The sequence below is a fragment of the Flavobacterium humidisoli genome, assembly GCF_023272795.1.
Lineage (GTDB): Bacteria > Bacteroidota > Bacteroidia > Flavobacteriales > Flavobacteriaceae > Flavobacterium > Flavobacterium humidisoli.
The window spans coordinates 5,596,043-5,616,009 of sequence record NZ_CP096829.1; the positions used below are offsets into that span (position 1 = coordinate 5,596,043).

General features: G+C 33.4%; 18 protein-coding genes. 12 read left to right on the plus strand and 6 right to left on the minus strand.

Annotation, left to right across the window (positions count from 1 at the left end):
• The first annotated feature begins 47 nt into the window (after positions 1-47).
• Both M0M44_RS23565 and meaB read left to right on the plus strand, forming a co-directional pair.
• Positions 48-689 (plus strand): NAD(P)-dependent oxidoreductase, encoded by a 642-nt coding sequence (locus tag M0M44_RS23565; RefSeq protein WP_248727934.1) that lies wholly within the window; start codon positions 48-50, stop codon positions 687-689.
• A 266-nt stretch (positions 690-955) separates the two neighbouring features.
• Positions 956-2,053 (plus strand): methylmalonyl Co-A mutase-associated GTPase MeaB, encoded by a 1,098-nt coding sequence (meaB, locus tag M0M44_RS23570; RefSeq protein WP_248727935.1) that lies wholly within the window; start codon positions 956-958, stop codon positions 2,051-2,053.
• A gap of 113 nt (positions 2,054-2,166) precedes the next feature.
• On the opposite strand, the gene M0M44_RS23575 is transcribed toward meaB, so the two are convergent.
• The 3 genes from M0M44_RS23575 to M0M44_RS23585 all read right to left on the minus strand — a co-directional run bounded on the left by M0M44_RS23575 (position 2,167) and on the right by M0M44_RS23585 (position 5,836).
• Positions 2,167-4,098, minus strand: coding sequence for an LTA synthase family protein (locus M0M44_RS23575; protein WP_248727936.1), 1,932 nt, complete (start codon positions 4,096-4,098; stop codon positions 2,167-2,169).
• A 37-nt stretch (positions 4,099-4,135) separates the two neighbouring features.
• Positions 4,136-4,363 carry a hypothetical protein gene (locus M0M44_RS23580; RefSeq protein ID WP_095931090.1) on the minus strand — a complete coding sequence of 76 codons (228 nt, stop codon included), beginning with the start codon at positions 4,361-4,363 and terminating at the stop codon, positions 4,136-4,138.
• Positions 4,364-4,453: 90 nt separating this feature from the next.
• Positions 4,454-5,836, minus strand: a complete 1,383-nt coding sequence (locus tag M0M44_RS23585) for an MATE family efflux transporter (protein WP_248727937.1) — start codon at positions 5,834-5,836, stop codon at positions 4,454-4,456.
• A 190-nt stretch (positions 5,837-6,026) separates the two neighbouring features.
• On the opposite strand from M0M44_RS23585, the gene M0M44_RS23590 reads away from it, so the two are divergent.
• A complete protein-coding gene (locus M0M44_RS23590; protein WP_248727938.1) occupies positions 6,027-6,545 on the plus strand; it encodes a hypothetical protein in 519 nt (172 codons plus the stop codon).
• A 172-nt stretch (positions 6,546-6,717) separates the two neighbouring features.
• Positions 6,718-7,653, plus strand: a complete 936-nt coding sequence (locus M0M44_RS23595) for a DUF6268 family outer membrane beta-barrel protein (protein WP_248727939.1) — start codon at positions 6,718-6,720, stop codon at positions 7,651-7,653.
• A 2-nt stretch (positions 7,654-7,655) separates the two neighbouring features.
• On the opposite strand, the gene M0M44_RS23600 is transcribed toward M0M44_RS23595, so the two are convergent.
• The 3 genes from M0M44_RS23600 to M0M44_RS23610 all read right to left on the minus strand — a co-directional run bounded on the left by M0M44_RS23600 (position 7,656) and on the right by M0M44_RS23610 (position 10,558).
• A complete protein-coding gene (locus tag M0M44_RS23600) occupies positions 7,656-8,369 on the minus strand; it encodes a LytR/AlgR family response regulator transcription factor (protein WP_248727940.1) in 714 nt (237 codons plus the stop codon).
• A gap of 8 nt (positions 8,370-8,377) precedes the next feature.
• Positions 8,378-9,397, minus strand: a complete 1,020-nt coding sequence (locus M0M44_RS23605) for a sensor histidine kinase (protein WP_248727941.1) — start codon at positions 9,395-9,397, stop codon at positions 8,378-8,380.
• A 282-nt stretch (positions 9,398-9,679) separates the two neighbouring features.
• Positions 9,680-10,558 (minus strand): PPK2 family polyphosphate kinase, encoded by an 879-nt coding sequence (locus tag M0M44_RS23610; protein WP_248727942.1) that lies wholly within the window; start codon positions 10,556-10,558, stop codon positions 9,680-9,682.
• A 205-nt stretch (positions 10,559-10,763) separates the two neighbouring features.
• On the opposite strand from M0M44_RS23610, the gene M0M44_RS23615 reads away from it, so the two are divergent.
• The 8 genes from M0M44_RS23615 (at position 10,764) to M0M44_RS23650 (ending at position 19,876) form a co-directional block, all read left to right on the plus strand.
• Positions 10,764-11,600, plus strand: a complete 837-nt coding sequence (locus M0M44_RS23615; RefSeq protein WP_248727943.1) for a DUF6929 family protein — start codon at positions 10,764-10,766, stop codon at positions 11,598-11,600.
• 77 nt (positions 11,601-11,677) lie between these two features.
• Positions 11,678-13,834 (plus strand): prolyl oligopeptidase family serine peptidase, encoded by a 2,157-nt coding sequence (locus M0M44_RS23620; protein ID WP_248727944.1) that lies wholly within the window; start codon positions 11,678-11,680, stop codon positions 13,832-13,834.
• 267 nt (positions 13,835-14,101) lie between these two features.
• Positions 14,102-14,602, plus strand: a complete 501-nt coding sequence (locus tag M0M44_RS23625; RefSeq protein ID WP_248730027.1) for an RNA polymerase sigma factor — start codon at positions 14,102-14,104, stop codon at positions 14,600-14,602.
• A 2-nt stretch (positions 14,603-14,604) separates the two neighbouring features.
• A complete protein-coding gene (locus M0M44_RS23630) occupies positions 14,605-15,576 on the plus strand; it encodes a hypothetical protein (RefSeq protein ID WP_248727945.1) in 972 nt (323 codons plus the stop codon).
• 70 nt (positions 15,577-15,646) lie between these two features.
• Positions 15,647-17,803: a vWA domain-containing protein gene (locus M0M44_RS23635; protein WP_248727946.1), complete on the plus strand. Its 2,157-nt coding sequence runs from the start codon at positions 15,647-15,649 to the stop codon at positions 17,801-17,803.
• 53 nt (positions 17,804-17,856) lie between these two features.
• The gene (locus M0M44_RS23640; RefSeq protein ID WP_248727947.1) at positions 17,857-18,444 is read left to right on the plus strand and encodes a phospholipid scramblase family protein; all 588 of its coding nucleotides are present in this window, start codon (positions 17,857-17,859) and stop codon (positions 18,442-18,444) included.
• Between the two features lie 114 nt (positions 18,445-18,558).
• Complete coding sequence (locus M0M44_RS23645; RefSeq protein WP_248727948.1) at positions 18,559-19,275, plus strand: 3-ketoacyl-ACP reductase; 717 nt, start codon at positions 18,559-18,561, stop codon at positions 19,273-19,275.
• A gap of 91 nt (positions 19,276-19,366) precedes the next feature.
• Positions 19,367-19,876: a hypothetical protein gene (locus tag M0M44_RS23650; protein ID WP_248727949.1), complete on the plus strand. Its 510-nt coding sequence runs from the start codon at positions 19,367-19,369 to the stop codon at positions 19,874-19,876.
• Positions 19,877-19,967: the final 91 nt, after the last annotated feature.

Genomic DNA, 19,967 nt, shown 5'->3' on the forward strand with positions numbered 1-19,967 from the left:
TTAGCCAAAACTGTAATATTTTTTATTACTAAATAAATTTATATATTATGAAAATAGCAATTATTGGAGCAACAGGATTTGTTGGCTCAGCAATTTTAAACGAATTAGCAGATAGAAAACATGAAATTACTGCAATCGCAAGAACTCCAAAAGATACTGCAAACGCCACTTGGGTTGCTGCAGATATTTTTAATGTAGACGCATTGGCAGAAATTTTAAAAGGCCACGATGCTGTAGTGAATGCTTATAATCCAGGATGGACAAACCCAAACATCTATGATGAATTTTTAGCAGGTTCTAAAGCTATTCAAGAAGCAGTTAAAAAATCGGGCGTAAAACGTTTTATTACTATTGGCGGGGGCGGCAGTTTGTTTGTAGCTCCAGGTTTACAAGCAGTTGATACTCCAGATTTTCCAAAAGAATTTTATGCAGGAGCTACGGCGGCAAGAGATTATTTAAATGTAATTAAGGAAGAAAAAGATTTAGATTGGGCATTTTTTAGTCCTGCTTTTGAAATGCATGGCGGAATTACAACAGGAAGAACAGGAAAATATCGTTTAGGATTAGAAAATCCGGTTTTTAACGATGAGCAGAGAAGTATTTTATCTGTAGAAGATCTAGCTGTTGTTATTGCCGATGAAGTAGAAACTCCAAAACACCATCAAGTTAGATTTACAGCTGGATATTAAAAAGATACTAAGACACTAAGATTCTAAGTTTTTTTGCCACGAATTCACGGATTTTCTTTTGAAAAACTATATCGGATATTATTATTCGAATTAATTTGAAAAAATAATATCAAAGATTTTAAAAAGAAAATCCGTGAATTCGTGGCAAACTTATTTTTGCTCCTTTTGAGAATAACAAATTAGTGGAAATTCGTGTAATTCGTGGCGAACTAACTTTTTGAAACTGTTTTTGTTTTCTGTACTTTTACATTTCTAAAAAGTGCGTTTTGTCAAATTCTAATAAACAAACTGGTAGCATATCTGAAAAAGCTGGAATTTCACCACCCGAAATCACCAATATTTTGGCTATCAATCAAATTAAAAGCAAACGCAGACAACAACCCTCTTCTCAAGAATTAATTAGTGGAATTTTAGAAGGAAATAGAACTTCCTTAAGCCGTGCCATTACTTTAATTGAAAGCACCAATCCAGATCATTTTGAAAAAGCTGGCGAAGTCATTCAAGGCTGTTTGGCTCATGCCAATAAATCTATTCGAATTGGAATTACAGGCGTTCCCGGTGTTGGAAAAAGTACTTTTATTGAAGCTTTTGGAAAACAACTTACTGCGTTAGGAAAAAAAGTAGCGGTTCTAGCAGTCGACCCTAGCAGTTCGCTTTCGCACGGAAGTATTTTGGGCGACAAAACCAGAATGGAAGAATTGGTTAAAGATGAAAATGCTTTTATCAGACCAAGTGCTTCTGGTGAAACTTTGGGCGGTGTAGCTCGAAAAACCCGAGAAACAATTATTCTTTGTGAAGCCGGAGGTTTTGATACTATTATTATAGAAACTGTTGGTGTTGGCCAAAGCGAAACTGCTGTTCACAGTATGGTCGATTTCTTTTTACTTTTAAAAATTTCTGGTGCAGGCGATGAACTCCAAGGCATCAAACGAGGTATTATGGAAATGGCTGATGCGATTGTAATCAACAAAGCAGACGGTGATAATATAAAAAAAGCAAATCAGGCCAAACTTGAATTCAATAGAGCTTTACATTTATTTCCATCAAAAAAATCAAATTGGCAACCCAAAGTTACCACTTGCAGTTCGCTAACAAAAGACGGGATTCCTGAAGTCTGGAATACTATTTCTGATTATTTTGAATTAACTAAAGAAAGCGGATTTTTCGACGAAAAAAGAAACGAACAAAATCATTTTTGGATGATGGAAACCATAAATGAACAATTAAAGCAGAACTTCTATAATCAGCCAGAAATTATTTCGCTTTTAGAACAAAATAAAAAAGCAGTGCAAAAAAATGAGATTTCACCTTTTGCAGCTGCTTCTGAATTATTGAAATTATATTTTTCTAAAGATTCTAAGTGACTAAGATACTAAGTTGCTAAGATTTTAATTTAGGAAATTGTCTAGTTTTGTCTGCAGTTCTCTGATCAAACTGACAGTATATAAAAAACTTAGAACCTTAGTATCTTAGAATCTTAGCGTCTTAATTTATACTTACTTTCCTTATACAAATTTCCAGCTGTAATTACATGCGCCAAAGCATCTTTAGCTAATTCTTCATTTAATTTAACCGGAATTAAAGTCGTATCATTTTTGATTTCAAATTGCAATGGCTTCAAATTTGGCTGCATGATTACAACCTGATTTTCTACTCTAAATGCATTGATATCATTAAACTGCATAATAGATCTTCCTTGTACTTTCGGATCAAGTTTGCTTAAATTTCTACCTACCATTGGTGTTTCAAACGGAAGGCCTAAGTAACTTAACAATGTAGGTGGAATATCAATCTGACTTGCCAGTCTGTCATAAACTGCTCCTTTTGGAACTCCTGGCCCCATAATAAATGCTGGAATATGGAATTTGTTTATTGGAACTAAATTTTTGCCGTATGTTCTTGTATTATGATCTGCGATTACAATGAAAATTGTGTTTTTAAAGTAAGCCTCTTTTTTTGCCATTTCAAAGAATTTTCCAATAGAGAAATCAGCATATTTCATGGCATTATTTACCGTATTAGGCTTTTTATCATAAGGTTTAATTCTTCCCGCTGGATATTCAAAAGGTTCGTGATTTGAAGTCGAGAACATTAAAGAGAAAAACGGTTTGTCTCCTTTTGATTTAAAATACTGATTGGCTTTGGTTACCAAATCTTCATCAGAATATCCCCAAGTTCCTTTAAAAGCATATTTATTCCCATCAGATTCAAAATCGGTTTGATCGACAATATCTTGGAAACCATTTCCATTAAAAAATGATGCCATATTATCAAAATTGGCCATTCCACCGTAAATGAAACTTGTGTCGTAGCCTTTTTGTTTTAAAGCATCTGCTAATGTAAAAAAGCCTTGCTGTGAATTTCCTAATCTTACGACACTTTCAGATGGCGAAGGCAAAAACCCAGTCACTACTGCTTCAATTCCGCGGACACTTCTGGTTCCTGTGCAATATAAATTGGTAAATAATGTTCCTTCTTTCGATAATTTATCAAATTCTGGCGTTAAAGGTTTTCCTCCTAAAATTCCAACATACTCTGCGCCTAAACTTTCTTGCAAAAAGATTACTAAATTATAGGGCTTCTTCAATAAAGAATCGGGTTGCTGTACATGTAAAAACGGAATTTCTTTATCTGTAAAATCATTTGGACCAGCGATCATGTATTTTTTTACACGAGCAATTGCTTCGTTTTCATCCATTTTACCATACATTTTGGTATTTCCTTCGTTCTTAATTGAATAAGCAGCAAAAGCAACCGTATAAAATGAATTTAATCCAAGAGCATTTGTTAATTGGTCGGTAGAAAAAACAGCATTACTCGCATTAATAGGTCGCTTTGAAGTTAGACTAGAACGTGCTCCAAAAAACAATAAAAAAGCCAATAATGGAAATATCATTAACTTGAATTTGTATTCTGCGCTTGAAGTATAGAACAATTGTCTTCCTTTTTTGACAGCAAAATAAAGCGCAACTCCTAAAATTAGGAATGTTACGATTATAGAAGTCAGATAACTTTTTAAAAGCATTCCTACTACTTCCTTTGGATAAATAAGATAATCTAAGAAAATCTTATTTGGACGTGTATCATATTGTTTTACAAAATCTGGCGAGGCTAATTCTACAAAAAGAATTAAAAACAGAAAAAGAAAACTATAAATTACCAGAAATTTATTGGTAAATTTTATCCATTTATTCGGCAAAAAGGTAATCAGTAGTGCCGGAAGAAACGACAAATAGCAAAGTAATATCAAATCCATTCGAAGACCGATTGGAAAAATATACCAGAAATCTGGTGTTTGAACAACTCTTTCTTTAAAAAGAAAAAATAAAAATACTCGACTTAGAGTTGTAATCAGTAATCCGATTGCGATGAAACTAAAAATCGGTTTTAAGAAACGTAAGTTTTTCATTAGGATAGTTATAAGAACGTAAAATCAGACAAACAAATTACTCTTCGTAACGGTTTATTTCTCTGTCATAAAACTCATTTGCTTTTTCAATTAAATCTTCCATTTCGGCATTTAATTCTGCTTCGTCAAGATCTTCAGCTTCTTCTAAGAACTCAACCTCATCATCTTTCAAATTGATTATAAATCTTGGATAATCTAAGTGAATGATAAAAATATCGTCTGGAAAATCTGTGTTATCTCCAAGTAAAAATTTAGGTAATTCCATATATGTCTATTTTTTTAGTAATTGATTATTATTTGCTGATTTCACTTGTTTTAATCTTCAAAATCAGTGAAATTTTTTTTTCAAATTTAATTATTCTATATCTGATTTCTCAATTAATCTCTTTGTCAAGTAATGAAAACGAATATAAAGACAAATTGCCGCTGCGGTCAAACCTGCCAAAAGTCCAACCCAAACTCCCTGCGCTTTCAGTTCTGTATGTTCTCCTAAATAATATGAAATCGGAAAACCAATAACCCAATACGCTACAAAAGTAATGTACATTGGCACTTTTACGTCTTGCAATCCGCGTAAAGCGCCCAGAACCACAACTTGAATTCCGTCAGAAATCTGGAAAACAGCTGCAATTAAAAGCAGTTTTGAGGCAATACCAATAACTTCTTCGTTATCTAAAATCTGCCCTGTATTTTCCATGTTTAAGAAAATATATGGAAGATAATCATGGAAAATAATAAAGAAGATTGCAAAAAGAGTCTCTAAGATTATAGCAAGCAAAAAGATAGAACGTGCAACAACAATTAGCTTTTTATAATCCATTAAACCTCTCTGATTGCTGACACGCACCATAGAAGTTACGCTTAATCCCATTGCAAACATAAAAGTCATCGAAGCCAAACTCAAAGCAATCTGATTGGCTGCCTGACTTGTTTTTCCGATGTTCCCGCAAAGCCAGATTGAAGCCGTAAATAAAACCACTTCAAAAAGCATTTGCATTGCAGAAGGAAATCCGATGCTTATAATTTTTTTGATCATAGTTTTTTTGATTTCATTAAAACTAAAACCTTTAAAAAATCGCTTTAAATCATCTCTTCGCGAAAGCATAATATGCATGAACATTACCAAAAATATTCTTGAAATTACGGTTCCTAATGCTGCACCAATAATTCCCATTTTTGGAAAAATCCAGATTCCGTAAATCAAAACATAATTTATACCTACGTGAAGTACATTTGCCATTACCATCGCATACATGGAATATTTTGTCAAAGACATTCCGTCTGCAAATTGCTTATACCCCTGATACATCACAAGCGGAATGAGAGAAAAAGCTACCCATCCTAAATACGGTTTTGCAAGTACAATAACATCTTCTGGCTGTTTTAACAATTCCATAATGGGTTTAGCAAACATGATAACGGTAAAAAGTACCAGTCCTAGAATGGTACATAGAAATAATCCATGATGAAAAGCAGAACGAATTTTGGTATCGTTTTTCTCTGCATCGCCTTCGGCAACGATTGGCGTAATGGCTGTAGAAAACCCGATTCCTAAAGACATTGCAATAAAAATCATACTATTACCAAGTGAAACTGCCGCCAATTCTGTACTTCCAATTTTACCAACCATTATATTATCGACAATACCAATTAAAGTATGTCCGACCATACCCAAAATTACGGGATAGGCTAGTCTTAAATTATACGAAAACTCTTTGGTGTACTGCTTCAAATTCACTGATATTCTTTTTTAGTTGGCAAAGATAATCAGAAGCTTCGAATTCTATCCTATCAATAAAAATATATCCCAATTTTAAGACAAAAATAAGACGAACTCAATATTATGTAACGATTTTTAAAAATTGTATAACAAAGTCCAAATGCCTTGCTTATAATTTTACAACATAGAAATTTCAAAAATATAAGCCATGAAAAAATTACAGATGTTATGCCTAGCTGCGTTCACGTTTTTATTTGCCAACACAACTTTTGCTCAAGAGAGCGGAGTAGAAAATTACGATCAGGGTTTTAGATTAGGAGTCGGATTAAATGGAGGTATTCCAACTGATAACGATTATGACTGGTCTCTTGGTGGAGATGTACGTTTACAGTACGATCTTTCTAAAAAAACATCATTAACCTTAACAACGGGATTTACAAATTTATTTATGGGGAAAGATGAACTTGGAAATAACGTAAAAGATCTTGGATTTATTCCGGCCAAAGCTGGTTTTAAAGCTTTTGTCTTAAAAGATCAATTTTATGTTTTAGGAGAATTGGGTGCTGGTTTTGCGGTAACAAATGGTTACGATAAAACAACTTTTTTATGGGCTCCAGGAATTGGTTATGCCAACAAGTACATCGACTTAAGTGTTCGTTACGAAGATTATCATGATTTTAGAACCAATCAAGTAGCATTGCGTGTTGCTTATGGTTTTAAACTATAAAAAATAGGTTTAATTTATTATTTTGTTTTTGGTAAAAACCCGACAGTCTGGAGAGTCTGTCGGGTTTTTTATTTTTATAATATACCATTGGTCAAAACAAAAGCGCTAGTAGTCAAATGATTTTTCAGGATTGATTTGGAACGCGGTAATTCGCAGAAAATTTAATCAAATCATGAACAAAACAATCTTTTATCTATCGCAACTTTTACTTTTTTTACTTGCCACAGTTGCTGCACGCTCACAATCAGGAATCTCAGGCGAATTTAAACTCGATTTTGTCCCATTTTCTAGATATGTAAGGCCAATAGACAGTACTAAAACAAATGCTGAAAGCAATTTTAAAAGAGCACAGATCGCTTTTGAAGTGCCACTATCTTTAAAAATGGATAAATACGATCATCCAAAACTCTGGTCTGTATTTTTTAATGGCAGTTACGCCAAAATGGAAAACAGAAACTACAATATCCAAGATTTACCAGTAGAATTTCAAAGCGGATTCCCGAATGAATTACTCAATACACAAATTGGAGTTAAGCATTTACGCTCCATTTCTCCTTCGTGGTCTTTATTAATAATGGCTTCCGTTGGTGTTTATACAGACATGGTCGAAATTAATAAAGATGATGTCCTGATTCAAGGGGGAATTCTTTTTATCAAACAATTTAATCCTAAATTGGCTTTGGGTGCAGGTCCTGTTTTAACTAATAGTTTTGGTGTCCCAATGGTTCTTCCTGGAATTTATTTTAACTGGGAATCTACTGGCGCTTTACATTTTAAAGTTGCTTTTCCAGAAGGTGTAGAAATAGGTTATCGAATGTCTGATCATTTTGACCTAAAAGCAGTAGCCGAATTAAGCGGAATGACAGCTGAAACCAAAATTGGAAATAAATCTACATTATTAGGATATCAGCAAATAATTGCAGGCTTAAGACCTCAGATGAAATTAGGAAAACATTGGATTTTAGAACCAACTGGCGGAACTACTCTTGTTCGAAGTTTTTCGACGACTAACCGAAAAATTAAAGAAATCTTTAAGGAAAAAGATATTGCAGATCCAAAATTCACCACTACCTTTTATGGAGCAATAGCTCTAAAATGGAAATTCTAGAGCTATCTGCTTAATAAATTTTTATAGACTACCTCTTTCAATAATACTTCTTTGCGAGTTCTTGAAATAGGTAGTTCTTGTCCTTTTATTAATAGTCGTCCGCCAGAAATAGAATCTATATGGGTAATATTTACCAAAAATGATTTATGGATTCTAAAGAAAATTTCTGCAGGGAGTGTTTCTTCTAAGGAAATCATGGTCTGATGAATAATCAGTACTTTGTCCTTAAAATGAAGCTTAGCATAATTTTGCATTCCTTCGATATATAAAATGTCGATCCAAGAAATTTTCTGAAATCCTTCTTCCTGACGCACATATAAAAAAGGATCCAATTGATTTTGTTTTGGAGAATTGATCATCTGATGCCATTGCTTTGCTTTTAACGAAGCCTGATAAAAACGCTGAAATGTAATTGGTTTTAATAAATAATCTACAACCTGAAGTCTGTATCCATCTAAAGCATGTTCTGAATAAGCAGTTGTAAAAATCACTAACGGTGGATTCTCTAAAGATTCTAAAAACTCCAGTCCCGATAAATAAGGCATATTGATATCCAGAAACATCAAATCGATTTGCTTTTCCTGAAGATATGAAGTCGCTTCTAGCGCCGAAGCACAAGTCGCTACAGTTTCTAGAAAATCAATTTTAGAAACGAAATCTGCTATTCCGTTTCTTGCTATGGGTTCATCATCGATAATGAGACATTTCATAATCATCTGTGTTTTTATTTTAAATCTAAAACTACTGTAACGGTAAAATCAGAATCGGTTTTATGAATGTTTAATTTGTGCTTTTCTGGATATTGTATTTCCAGCCTTTTCTTTACATTTTCCAAACCTAACCCTTGATTTTTTGAAGGTGCTTTATATTGCTCGGTATAAGAGTTTTCAATTTTAAAATTCAATTGATTGTTGAGTTGTTTGCAGGACAAATGCACATATCTTTTTTGGTTTGGAAGCCTAGAAACGTGTTTAAAAGCATTTTCAATTAACGGAACTAAAAGTAAAGGTACAATCTGAAGCTGTCCATTTTCAATGCTCCATTTACTTTTAACCTCTAATTCATTTCCCCATCTGGTCTCTTCAACAGCAATTAAATCTTTCAAATACTTAATTTCAAGATGCAGAGGCACATATTCCTTGTTGCATTCATACAATTGATACCTCAAAATATCCGAAAATTGAACCAATAAATCTGAAGCCAATTTTACATTGCTCTGCATCAGAATATGAATATGATTCAAAACATTGAACATTAAGTGCGGATTAATTTGATCTTGTAAAATCTTGATTTGCGCTTCTAAATGAACTTGCTGTAATTGCGCATGATTTCTTTCGATAACATTATGTTCCTGATAAAATCGCAGTCCACAGGCTGTACCATTTATCAAAATTGCCGCTGGAATACTCCCATAAAATTGTACCCATAAAAACTGCAATGTACTCAGATCTTCTCCATCAGGATACACTCTGCTTCGTGCTTCTGGATTTGAAAAAACAGCATAAACTGTTGCAAGACAAAATGACAAAAGAAGAACAACTATAACGCCTTGAAAAGCAAACAAAGCCATTTTATTTTTTCGCAAAGCTCGAGGCAATAATACATCACTTAAAAAATGTGCTAAAGCTGTCGAACAAAACAAGATTAAAACAGATTGAGAAAATGCCGACCAAAAACTATAATCTTCTATTAACTGACCCCAAATTGTAAAACCTAATAAACACCAAAAAAAGACTAGGAACATCCAATGTCTATTTTTATTGATCGCAACCATCTATAAATAATTTATTGAGAAAATTTGACTCCAAAATTAATCCTATATTTTTTTAAACAAATAGCAAAGGAGCATAAACCGCAAGCACTATTAAAATTAGTTTGACGAACTGCGTTTTTGTTTTGACTAATGGCATTTACAAAACAGTTCAAAACTTTCTCATATATAAATATAAAACAACCCCGATAGGTTTTTAAAAACCTATCGGGGTTCAATAAATTATCAAATTGACAAATTATCTCAATTGTCCAACTATTTCTCTCCTAATTCTTTCTTATACAATTCGATATTTGAAGCGGTTTTTTCGTCTAGCTCAGGTTCTTTAATATCGGTATGTTTTTTCATTTCTTCCCAGATAATTTTTGCTACAATATAGCGTGACATTTCTTTGTCGTCAGCAGGAACAATATACCATGGAGCATGCGAAGTCGATGTTTTATTGATTGCTTCTTCATAATATTTCATGTATTCATCCCAATAGCCACGCTCTTTCAAATCTCCAGGCGAAAATTTCCAATTGTGTTTTTCTTCCTCCAAACGACGTAATAAACGCTGGCGCTGTTCTTCTTTGCTCAAATGCAGATAGAATTTCATTACGATTGTTCCGTTTTGAGAAATATGCTTTTCAAAATTATTAATCTGTTCAATTCTGTTTTCCCAAAAATCTGGAGTGATATCATCAACAGAATTAATTTCCGGTAAGTTTTCGGCTAAAACATATTCAGGATGCACTCGTGTCACGAGAACATTTTCATAATGAGTTCTATTAAAAATCGCAAACTTTCCTTTTTCTGGCAATGCAATATAATGGCGCCATAAATAATCATGCTCCAGTTCTGTTGAAGTTGGCGTTTTAAAACTATGCACTACTACTCCACGCGGATTAAATTCCTTAAAAACTTCGCGAATCAAACTATCTTTCCCCGAAGTATCCATTCCTTGCAGACAAATCAAAACGCTGTATTTGTTGTGCGCATACATTACATCCTGCAAATCGCTTAATTTGGCTTGTACCTTATCTAATTTTTCTTCTTTTTCGTCATCATCCGCATCAACATTTAGTAATGTCGGAAGCTTGCTTAATTTTATTTTATCGGTAACTTTAAAATCTTTTGGGTCTATTGACTTCATATTTTCAAATTTTATATCATAAATATACTACTTTTACGAAGCATATTCCTGCTATTCATTGCAATACTTTTCAATAAATCGCTTTTTTCCAAAGCCATAACAAGAGCTTCCGCTGGTCGCTTTATTCTGTCAGGAAAAATGCCATTTCTTTTCAAAGTATTTTCATTGCTATCAGGGCTAGGCACTTATTTTCAAAATAACATTCATGGAAAAATTCACATTAGAAATATTATTTCAAATCATCGGAATCGGTTCGGCATCAGGTTTATTTTATAACAATGACGCACTTTATGTAATTGGCGACAACAGCGGATTCTTATACGAATACAATATGCAGAATCATCAATTGAACCAGCACGCTTTAATTGACAATCCGACACAAAATATTCCGAAAAACTTAAAACCCGATTTTGAATCGCTAACGCATCATAACGATACGTTGTATATTTTTGGCTCCGGCTCAACCGAAAACCGAAACAAAATGATTGAATTTGATTTGAAGTCCAAAACTGTTTTACAGAAAAACAATTTAGTCGATTTGTATGCTGTAATGCAGAATTTCGGAGAAATAAAACCCGAAGATTTTAATCTAGAAGGCGCTATTTTCGATGGCGAAAATTGGTATTTATTCAATCGAGGAAATGGAATTTCAAACAAAAACACCATTTTTACCATTCACGCCAAAAACCTTGGAGAAGAATTCGCTTTGATTTCTGTCAATTACAAACTTCCAAAAATAAAAGGCGTTCGTTCCAGTTTTACAGATGCTGTTTTGGTCGATGATAAAATCTATTTCCTTTCAACCGCAGAAGATACCAAATCAACTTATGATGACGGAGAAATCTTAGGAAGCTTCATTGGAAGAATCGATATTAAAACGATGAAAATAGATTTCACTCAAAAAATAACCTCAACCAATAAATTTGAAGGTTTAACTTTCTACAAAAAAGAAAACAATAAAATTGAGTTTTTGCTTTGTGAGGATAATGACACGGATCTTTTGGAAACGAAAATCTACAAATTGACAATTCCGGCTAAATAATGCAGCGATTTCCTGCTTATTGAGTCTTTAACTATACAACAAACCATAAATAATAATTATAAACCACAGAAAAAATAATGATCAGAAAAACCGCTTTCACTCTTTTAGCTTTTATTACCAGTCAAATATCACAGGCTCAGTATCAATATCCTTCTACACTTGAACAACCTGTAGTAGATGATTATTACGGAACAAAAATCACAGATTCTTACCGTTGGCTAGAAGATATGAAAAAACCAGAAGTGCAAAAATGGTTTAAAGATCAAGGCGATTTTACCAATTCTCTTATTAAAAAAATATCTGGCCGTGATGCTCTTTTCAATAGAATGAAAGAAATTAGTACTTTGGCCGGAGATGATTATGGTTACGTAAAACAGTTAGGAAATAATTACTATTACACCAAAAAGAAAAAAGGAGAAAGTATTTATAAATTATATATCTGCAAAGGCTTAAACGGAACTGAGGTTTTATTATTAGACCCGAATACTTATAAAAAAGATGCAACGATTACAAGTTTCAATATTAGTCCAGATCAGAAAAAATTAGCGGTTACATTATCTCAAGATGGTGCCGAAGTTTGTGATCTCCGAATTATGGATATTGAATCTAAAACTTTTCTTCCAGACAATTTAAATCCTGTCTGGAGTGAATTTAGTTTTGAGTTTACACCTGACAGCAAAGCAATTACTTATACCAAAATGAGTACTAATGATAATAAAAGTGATGATTTTCTAAAACACATGAAATCTTTACTTCACGTTATTGGCACTAATCCGGAGACCGATAAAATACTGGCATCAAAAGAAAACAATCCCAATTTGAATCTTCTTGCTGAACAGTTTCCTGATGTTGCATTCTCAGACAATTATTCATACATAATTTTAGAAATCGGATCTACAAAAAGCGAAATATTAGCATTCTCTGCTCCCTATTCAGAACTTAATAATCCTAAAATAAATTGGAAACCGCTTATTAAATATGAAGATGAGATCACAAGCTATCAAATAATTGGAGACCAATTTTTCTTTCTTTCGCATAAAAATGCGCCCAATTATAAAATAGGATTAACAGATATTAAAAATCCAAATATTGATAATGCAAAAATTATAATCCCGGAGAGCAATAAAGTATTACGAAGAATACAGAAATCTAAAAACTTCATTTATTATACTTTAAGTGACGGAATTGTACAGGATAAATATCAAATTAATCCAAAAACATTAGAAAGTAAAGTAATCGCTCTTCCAAAAGGGTCAAATGGAGGTTATGCTTTAAATTCTCGTGAAAACGACAATTTCTTGTTTTTTAACAATGGCTGGATCACGCCTTCTACATCTTATTATTTTGATGGTTCAACTGATCGTTTAGAAAAGTCGAAACAATTTATTGCAAGCGGCAATTATCCTGACTTTTCAAAGCAATATAGTGTAAAAGAAGTTGAAATTGCAAGTCATGATGGCGTAATGGTTCCGTTATCTATTATTTATCCAAAAAACATTAAAATGGACGGCTCTACTCCTTGCTATATTAGTGGTTATGGTGCTTATGGATTAAGCAGGTCACCCTATTATATTGGCGATAATTTAATGGCATTGCTGGAGCAGAATACTGTAATTGCTTTTGCACACGTTAGAGGCGGTGGAGAAAAAGGAGCAAATTGGCACAAAGGAGGCCAAAAAGCGACGAAACCTAATACTTGGAAAGATTTTATTGCTTGTTCTGAATATTTGATCAAAGAAAAATACACTTCGGCAGACAAACTTATTGGAAATGGCGCAAGTATGGGCGGTGTATTAATTGGAAGAGCAATTACAGAACGTCCTGATCTTTTTAAAGTTGCACTTATTGAAGTTGGCGACACTAATATTATACGAAGTGAAATTACTCCGAATGGTCCTAATCAAATACCAGAAATCGGCACTTTAAAAAACGAAACAGATACCAAATATCTTTTAGAAATGGATGCGCAAAGCAAGGTAAAAAAAGGAGAGAAATATCCTGCAGTCTTAGTTCACACCGGAATGAATGATGCGCGAGTAGATTCTTGGATTCCAGGAAAATTTGCTGCTATTTTACAAAATTACAACAGTTCTGACAGACCAATATTATTACACGTAAATTATGCAAACGGACATTTTTCTAACGATCTGGATGTAACTTACAACGATAGTGCTGATATGTTTGCTTTTGCATTGTGGCAGGTTGGAAATTCAAAATTTCAGATGGCGAAGTAATCAACAGCTCAAATTTAAATGCACTTTTTACTCTGCGTAATTCTTTGTGAATCTCTGTGTAATAATTTTACCGCAAAGATTCACAAAGTATTTATTTACAGACTACTGTACGTCTCTACAACAAACCTTTGTAACTTTGAATCTCTGCAACTTTGAACCTTTAAAAAAAAAATTCATCATCGTCCCAACCTTTTTATCTTTTTATCTCTCTATATAAGAAAGACAACAATTGTGATAAACGAGACTCAAATAGCAAACTGTAAAAAAATGCACCGCGATGCGCAGCGTGAGGTGTACGAATACATGGCGCCAAAATTGTACCGCCTTTGCAAACGATATCTAAAAAAGGAAGAGGAAATTGAAGAAGCACTTGCCGATTCTTTCTTTACCATTTTTACCAAACTGGACCAATTAAAAGAAGCATATGCTTTTGAAGCCTGGGCCAGAAGAATAACCGTAAACCATTGTTTGGCGACAATTCGAAAAGCAACCAATTTCAACATGTATTTAGACGACCTAAAGCTGATTTCTCAGCCTTCTGTCGATGAACTAAATACGTTGGAAGAAGAAGATCTACTTAATTTATTAAACCATATTCCTGATGGCTGTAAAACGGTCTTTAACCTTTTTGTGATAGAAGGTTACGGACATAAAGAAATAGCCGAAATGCTGAAAATCTCTGAAGGCACCTCAAAATCACAATTGAATGCCGCTAAGACCAAACTGAAAGAACTGGTTAATAAACTGTATTATCAAAAAGCAAAATAGTCATGGACAATCAAGATAAATTATTCGATAAAATAAAAGAAGCTTCGCAAAAAGTCGAGTTTCAAGACTTTCCAGGAATGGAAAAAGTCTGGTCGCGCGTTGAAGAAAAACTGGACAAGAAGGAAGATAAAAAAACAATTGTTTTATGGAAGAAAATTGCAGTTGCTGCTTCCCTCCTTTTGGTTATTTCTTTAGGATATCAATTTTTACATTCAGATAAAGAAGCTGTAACAGAAACTCCAAAAGTAGTTTTGGAAGAAAAAGAAATCAAACAACCTGAGAAACCCATTTTAGACAAAAAAGTTGCGACTCCATCTTCAAATTCCGAAATAGTTTCTAACGAAGAAGCGGTTAAAATTATAGAAAATCAGACTAAACATAAAGAACGAGTTGCGGTTCAGGAAACCTTGATTCCTAAAGCAGAATCCATTCAATTTGTACCTGCACCTAAAATTTCAGCAGAAACAGCTGTAGCGATACCTGCAAAAGCAATTGCAAATGAAAGTATTGATGAAGAAGATAATATTTCTTCACAAAAAGATGCCTTTGAAGAAAGAAGTTATTCAGATACAAAATTCAGACAATCTGCAAAAGTTGCTTACGCAGCGGCACCTGCTCAAAAAGCCAAGAAAAATGCTCCTTTGGTAATTCTTAACGGAAATGCTATGGCACATAGTGACGATGCAAAGAGAGATAAAATGATGCAGGCCGAAATGTCTAATTTACAGCCTGAAAATGTTGAGTCTCTAGTAGTTTTAGACGATCCTTTATACATTATCGATGGCATCTATTATTCTGAAGAAGATCTGTTTGGCAAGAACCCTACAAGTCCTTATGCGCCTTTAGACAAACAGGAAATTAAAACTATAACTGTTTTACAAGACCTTGAAGCCACTTCTAAATATGGCGAACGAGGAAAAAAAGGAGTTCTTATTATCACTACTAAAAACGGAAAACCAGCTCCGAAAAAATAATCTCAAGCTTTGTCAAAGTCTGCAGCTTTGACAAAGCAAAATCAAAACATTAATTCTAAAACTTATTATCATGAAAAGTCTAAAACTTATTTCATCAGCCATTGCTATGCTTGTATGTTTCGTAACCATGGCACAGGAAAGAACAATAACTGGAATCGTTTCAGATGAAACAAAACAGCCAATTCCAGGTGTAACTATTTACAACCAGACATCAAAAGCAAATGCATTAACCAATTTTGACGGGCAATACAGTATTCAAGCCAAAACTGGCGATATGCTGGTTTTCAGCTTCATTGGATACAAAAAACAAAGTCAAAAGGTTGAAAACTCAAATATTATCAATATAAAACTTCTTCCAGACAATCAAACTTTAAGCGAAGTTGTGGTTATGGGTTACGGTACAAGTAATGCTGAATATGAAGACCGCAGTTATGCACGTGCCGAAAGAAAAAAAGAAAAAAGAGATAAATCGCTAGCACCTAAAGGAAAAATGGCAATGCAAGTTCAAAGTAATGCTATATATAGTCCTAGTCCTAGTATTGCAATTCGCGGAACAGCATCCGTTTCTTCAAAAAATGAACCTTTATATATTGTTGACGGGGTTCCTGCAACGTCCAATCAAATAGCTAAAATTAATCCTAATGATATTGATAATGTTTCTGTTTTAAAAGACCAAGCAGCAACTTCTATATATGGAACTAAAGGTTCAAATGGCGTCGTGGTAGTTTCGACTAAAAATGAACTTTATAAAAATCTTTCAGAAAAAGAATTAGACAAAAAATTAAACATTATGCCAATTCCGACTGAACCAACTCAAGAAGATTATGATTCTTTTGTTGAGAATGCTTTTGAAAGCCCTAAAACAGCACCGCTTTCTACTTTTTCTATTGATGTTGATAATGCTTCTTATACGAATATCAGACGTTTTTTAAACAACGGACAGCAAGTTCCAAAAGATGCAGTTCGTGTAGAAGAAATGGTTAATTTCTTTAAATATACTTATCCACAACCCAAAAATGAACATCCATTTTCGATCAATACCGAAGTGAGCGATTCACCTTGGAATTCAAATAACAAAATCTTGAAAATTGGTTTACAAGGAAAAAACATTCCAACTGAAGATTTACCCGCTTCAAACCTAGTTTTCTTAATTGATGTTTCGGGATCTATGGAAGACATGAACAAATTGCCTTTATTAAAACAATCATTGAAAATTTTGGTTAACGAATTAAGACCAAAAGACAAAGTAGCAATTGTGGTTTATGCGGGTGCAGCAGGAATGGTTTTGGCGCCAACTTCTGGAGATGATAAAAAAACAATTATTAATGCATTGGATAATTTGCAAGCTGGAGGAAGTACAGCTGGCGGAGCAGGAATTGAATTAGCTTATAAGATTGCAACTGAAAATTTCATTAAAAACGGAAACAACAGAGTAATCTTGGCTACCGACGGAGATTTTAACGTTGGAAGTTCTTCTAATTCTGATATGGAAAAACTAATTGAAGAAAAAAGAAAAACAGGGGTTTTCTTAACTTGTTTAGGTTACGGAATGGGAAATTACAAGGACAGCAAAATGGAAATCTTGGCTGACAAAGGAAACGGAAACTATGCGTACATTGATAATATTCAAGAAGCGAATCGTTTTTTAGGAAAAGAATTTAAAGGTTCGATGTTTGCTATCGCGAAAGATGTGAAAATACAGATTGAATTCAATCCAAAACAAGTCCAAGCGTATAGATTGATTGGTTATGAAAACAGAAAACTTCGCCCAGAAGATTTTAAAAATGATGCCATTGATGCTGGAGAATTAGGAAGTAATCATACCGTAACGGCTTTGTATGAAATAATTCCGGTTGGTGTAAAAAGCGATTTCTTAAATGTACAGCCAGATGATTTAAAATATACTAAAACAGAAACTACTTCAAGCAATTACACTAATGAATTGGCAACAATAAAATTCCGTTACAAAAAGCCTGATGGAGAAAAAAGTATCGAAATGGTTCAGGTAATCGAAAATAAATCGGTGATTTTAGAGAAAGCAAGTGATGACATGAAATTTAGTTCTGCCGTAGCTTGGTTCGGATTAAAACTGCGAGATTCAAAATTAATCGCTGACAAATCTTCTAAAGAAATTATAAAACTGGCAAAACAAGGAAATTCAAACGATGGTGAAGGTTACAAAGCAGAATTTATTCGTTTGGTTGAAGGTGCAAAACAATTCAATTAATAAAAATTATATTACATTTGCGCCTTTATTTTTAAAACTTATTTTACATACGTATGAATCCTATTTTAAGCCAAAATCTATTTTTAGTAAAAGAACATGTCGGAATGTTCAAAGCCGCAAACAATTACGATATTTATCATCCAGAAACCAATCAAATCATAATGAACTGCCGAGAAAACAATCTTGGTTTTTTCACAAAAGTATTTCGTTTTACAGATTATAAAAGAGCAACTCCGTTTAATGTTGAAATTACAACTGCTTCTGGAGAAAAATTAATTACAGTAAGAAGAGGTGTTGCCATCTTTAGATCGACTGTTGAAGTATTGGACGAAAAAGATCGTTTGGTTGGAACTTTCAAACAAAAATTCTTTTCTATTGGAGGAAAGTTTGATATTCTGGATAAAAACGAAAAACCAGTTGCAACGCTTCAAGGAAAATGGACTGGCTGGGATTTTAAATTCTCTCATGAAGGTAAACAATTGGCTCAAGTAAATAAAAAATGGGCTGGATTAGGAAAAGAGTTTTTTACAAGTGCCGATAACTATGCACTTCAAATTGAAGAGATCGTACCAGATGATAGTCCGTTGAGACAGTTAATTTTAGGAGCCGTAATGTGTATAGATATGGTTCTGAAAGAATAACAAAAAGTTGTTAAACTTAGATTAAGAATATATTTTAAAGCATCATTTTAGTTTTCAAAACCTTATTTTTGTAAGACTTAAAATGATGCTTTCTGCATTTCTAAAAACACAATCATGACCGACTTAAAAAATAAAAATGCCTTTATCACTGGCGCAGGAAAAGGAATAGGAAAAGCTGTAGCAATTGCTTTGGCTAAAGAAGGCGTAAACCTAATTTTAGTTTCGAGAACAAAAAGTGATATTGATCAATTGGCAGAAGAAACGGCAAAACTGGGCGTAAAAACTTTGGCTTTGTCTGCTGACGTTTCAGATATTAATTCTATCAATTCTGCTGCTGAAAAAGCAATTGCCGAATTTAAAAGTATTGATATCTTGATCAATAGTGCCGGAATTGCTTCTTTTGGAAAATTCTTAGAATTAGAGCCAGAAGCTTGGGAAAGAATTATTCAGGTAAATTTAATGGGGACGTATTACACGACTCGTTCGATTATTCCAAATATGATCGAAAGACAAACTGGAGACATTATCAATATTTCTTCGACTGCTGGATTAAACGGAAACGCTTTAACAAGTGCCTACAGCGCTTCTAAATTTGCTGTTCTAGGTTTAACCGATTCTTTAATGCAGGAAATGAGAAAACACAATATTCGTGTTACGGCTTTAACGCCAAGTACTGTTGCTACTGACATGGCTAAAGATTTAAACCTGACTGACGGAAATCCAGAAAAAGTGATGCAGTCTGAAGATATGGCAGATTTAATTATTGCGCAGTTAAAATTAAACCGAAGAGTGTTTATTAAAAACAGCAGTATCTGGTCTACAAATCCTTAAAACTAAATTCCAAATTTTTGAAATTCCAAATTCCAATTGCTTTGAGATTGGAATTTGGAATTTTGGTATTGGAATTTCAAAAACTAAAATTATGGAACAATATTTAAGACAATTGGTCGAAATAGAATTTCAGGATAAAAAACAGATTTTCTCCGGATTTCTTATTGATTATTCTGATGAATGGATTTTGCTTCGAAATAATCCTGTAGATTTTATTTTGGACGGTTTTGTCATTTTGAGAAATAAAAACATTGAAGCTGTAAACCGAGATCATGATCTGGCTTTTACAGAAAAAGTTATACGTCTGAAAGGATTAAAAATTAATTCTGATGATATTATCCCGATTAAAGATTTGGCTTCGATCATAAAATTTATTTCTGAGAAATATGGCATTTTTCAGATTGCAAAAAAATCGTCCAAATCTGCTTATTTAGGAAAATTAATCGAATTAAATAATGAAGAATTGACTATCGATTTTTTAGATACGCAAGGTCAGTTTGGAGGAGAATTGAGTTTTAATCCCGAAAAAATTCGAGTTATAGAGTTTGATACCGATTATATTAATTCCCTGAAATTGGTGGTTTCCGAGGATCAGAAGTAAGATGTTTTAAAACAACAAAGCCCTTTTGAAAAGGGCTTTGTTGTTTTTTGTCATTCCGAGGAACGAGGAATCACAATCGTAATTCCGTATA

Bases quoted from the DNA above. Each gene is read 5' to 3' on its own strand.
- M0M44_RS23565 (WP_248727934.1), top strand. From the start codon at position 48: ATGAAAATAGCAATTATTGGAGCAACAGGATTTGTTGGCTCAGCAATT.
- M0M44_RS23575 (WP_248727936.1), bottom strand. From the start codon at position 4,098: ATGAAAAACTTACGTTTCTTAAAACCGATTTTTAGTTTCATCGCAATC.
- M0M44_RS23580 (WP_095931090.1), bottom strand. From the start codon at position 4,363: ATGGAATTACCTAAATTTTTACTTGGAGATAACACAGATTTTCCAGAC.
- M0M44_RS23590 (WP_248727938.1), top strand. From the start codon at position 6,027: ATGAAAAAATTACAGATGTTATGCCTAGCTGCGTTCACGTTTTTATTT.
- M0M44_RS23595 (WP_248727939.1), top strand. From the start codon at position 6,718: ATGAACAAAACAATCTTTTATCTATCGCAACTTTTACTTTTTTTACTT.
- M0M44_RS23600 (WP_248727940.1), bottom strand. From the start codon at position 8,369: ATGATTATGAAATGTCTCATTATCGATGATGAACCCATAGCAAGAAAC.
- M0M44_RS23605 (WP_248727941.1), bottom strand. From the start codon at position 9,397: ATGTTCCTAGTCTTTTTTTGGTGTTTATTAGGTTTTACAATTTGGGGT.
- M0M44_RS23610 (WP_248727942.1), bottom strand. From the start codon at position 10,558: ATGAAGTCAATAGACCCAAAAGATTTTAAAGTTACCGATAAAATAAAA.
- M0M44_RS23615 (WP_248727943.1), top strand. From the start codon at position 10,764: ATGGAAAAATTCACATTAGAAATATTATTTCAAATCATCGGAATCGGT.
- M0M44_RS23620 (WP_248727944.1), top strand. From the start codon at position 11,678: ATGATCAGAAAAACCGCTTTCACTCTTTTAGCTTTTATTACCAGTCAA.
- M0M44_RS23625 (WP_248730027.1), top strand. From the start codon at position 14,102: ATGCACCGCGATGCGCAGCGTGAGGTGTACGAATACATGGCGCCAAAA.
- M0M44_RS23630 (WP_248727945.1), top strand. From the start codon at position 14,605: ATGGACAATCAAGATAAATTATTCGATAAAATAAAAGAAGCTTCGCAA.
- M0M44_RS23635 (WP_248727946.1), top strand. From the start codon at position 15,647: ATGAAAAGTCTAAAACTTATTTCATCAGCCATTGCTATGCTTGTATGT.
- M0M44_RS23640 (WP_248727947.1), top strand. From the start codon at position 17,857: ATGAATCCTATTTTAAGCCAAAATCTATTTTTAGTAAAAGAACATGTC.
- M0M44_RS23645 (WP_248727948.1), top strand. From the start codon at position 18,559: ATGACCGACTTAAAAAATAAAAATGCCTTTATCACTGGCGCAGGAAAA.
- M0M44_RS23650 (WP_248727949.1), top strand. From the start codon at position 19,367: ATGGAACAATATTTAAGACAATTGGTCGAAATAGAATTTCAGGATAAA.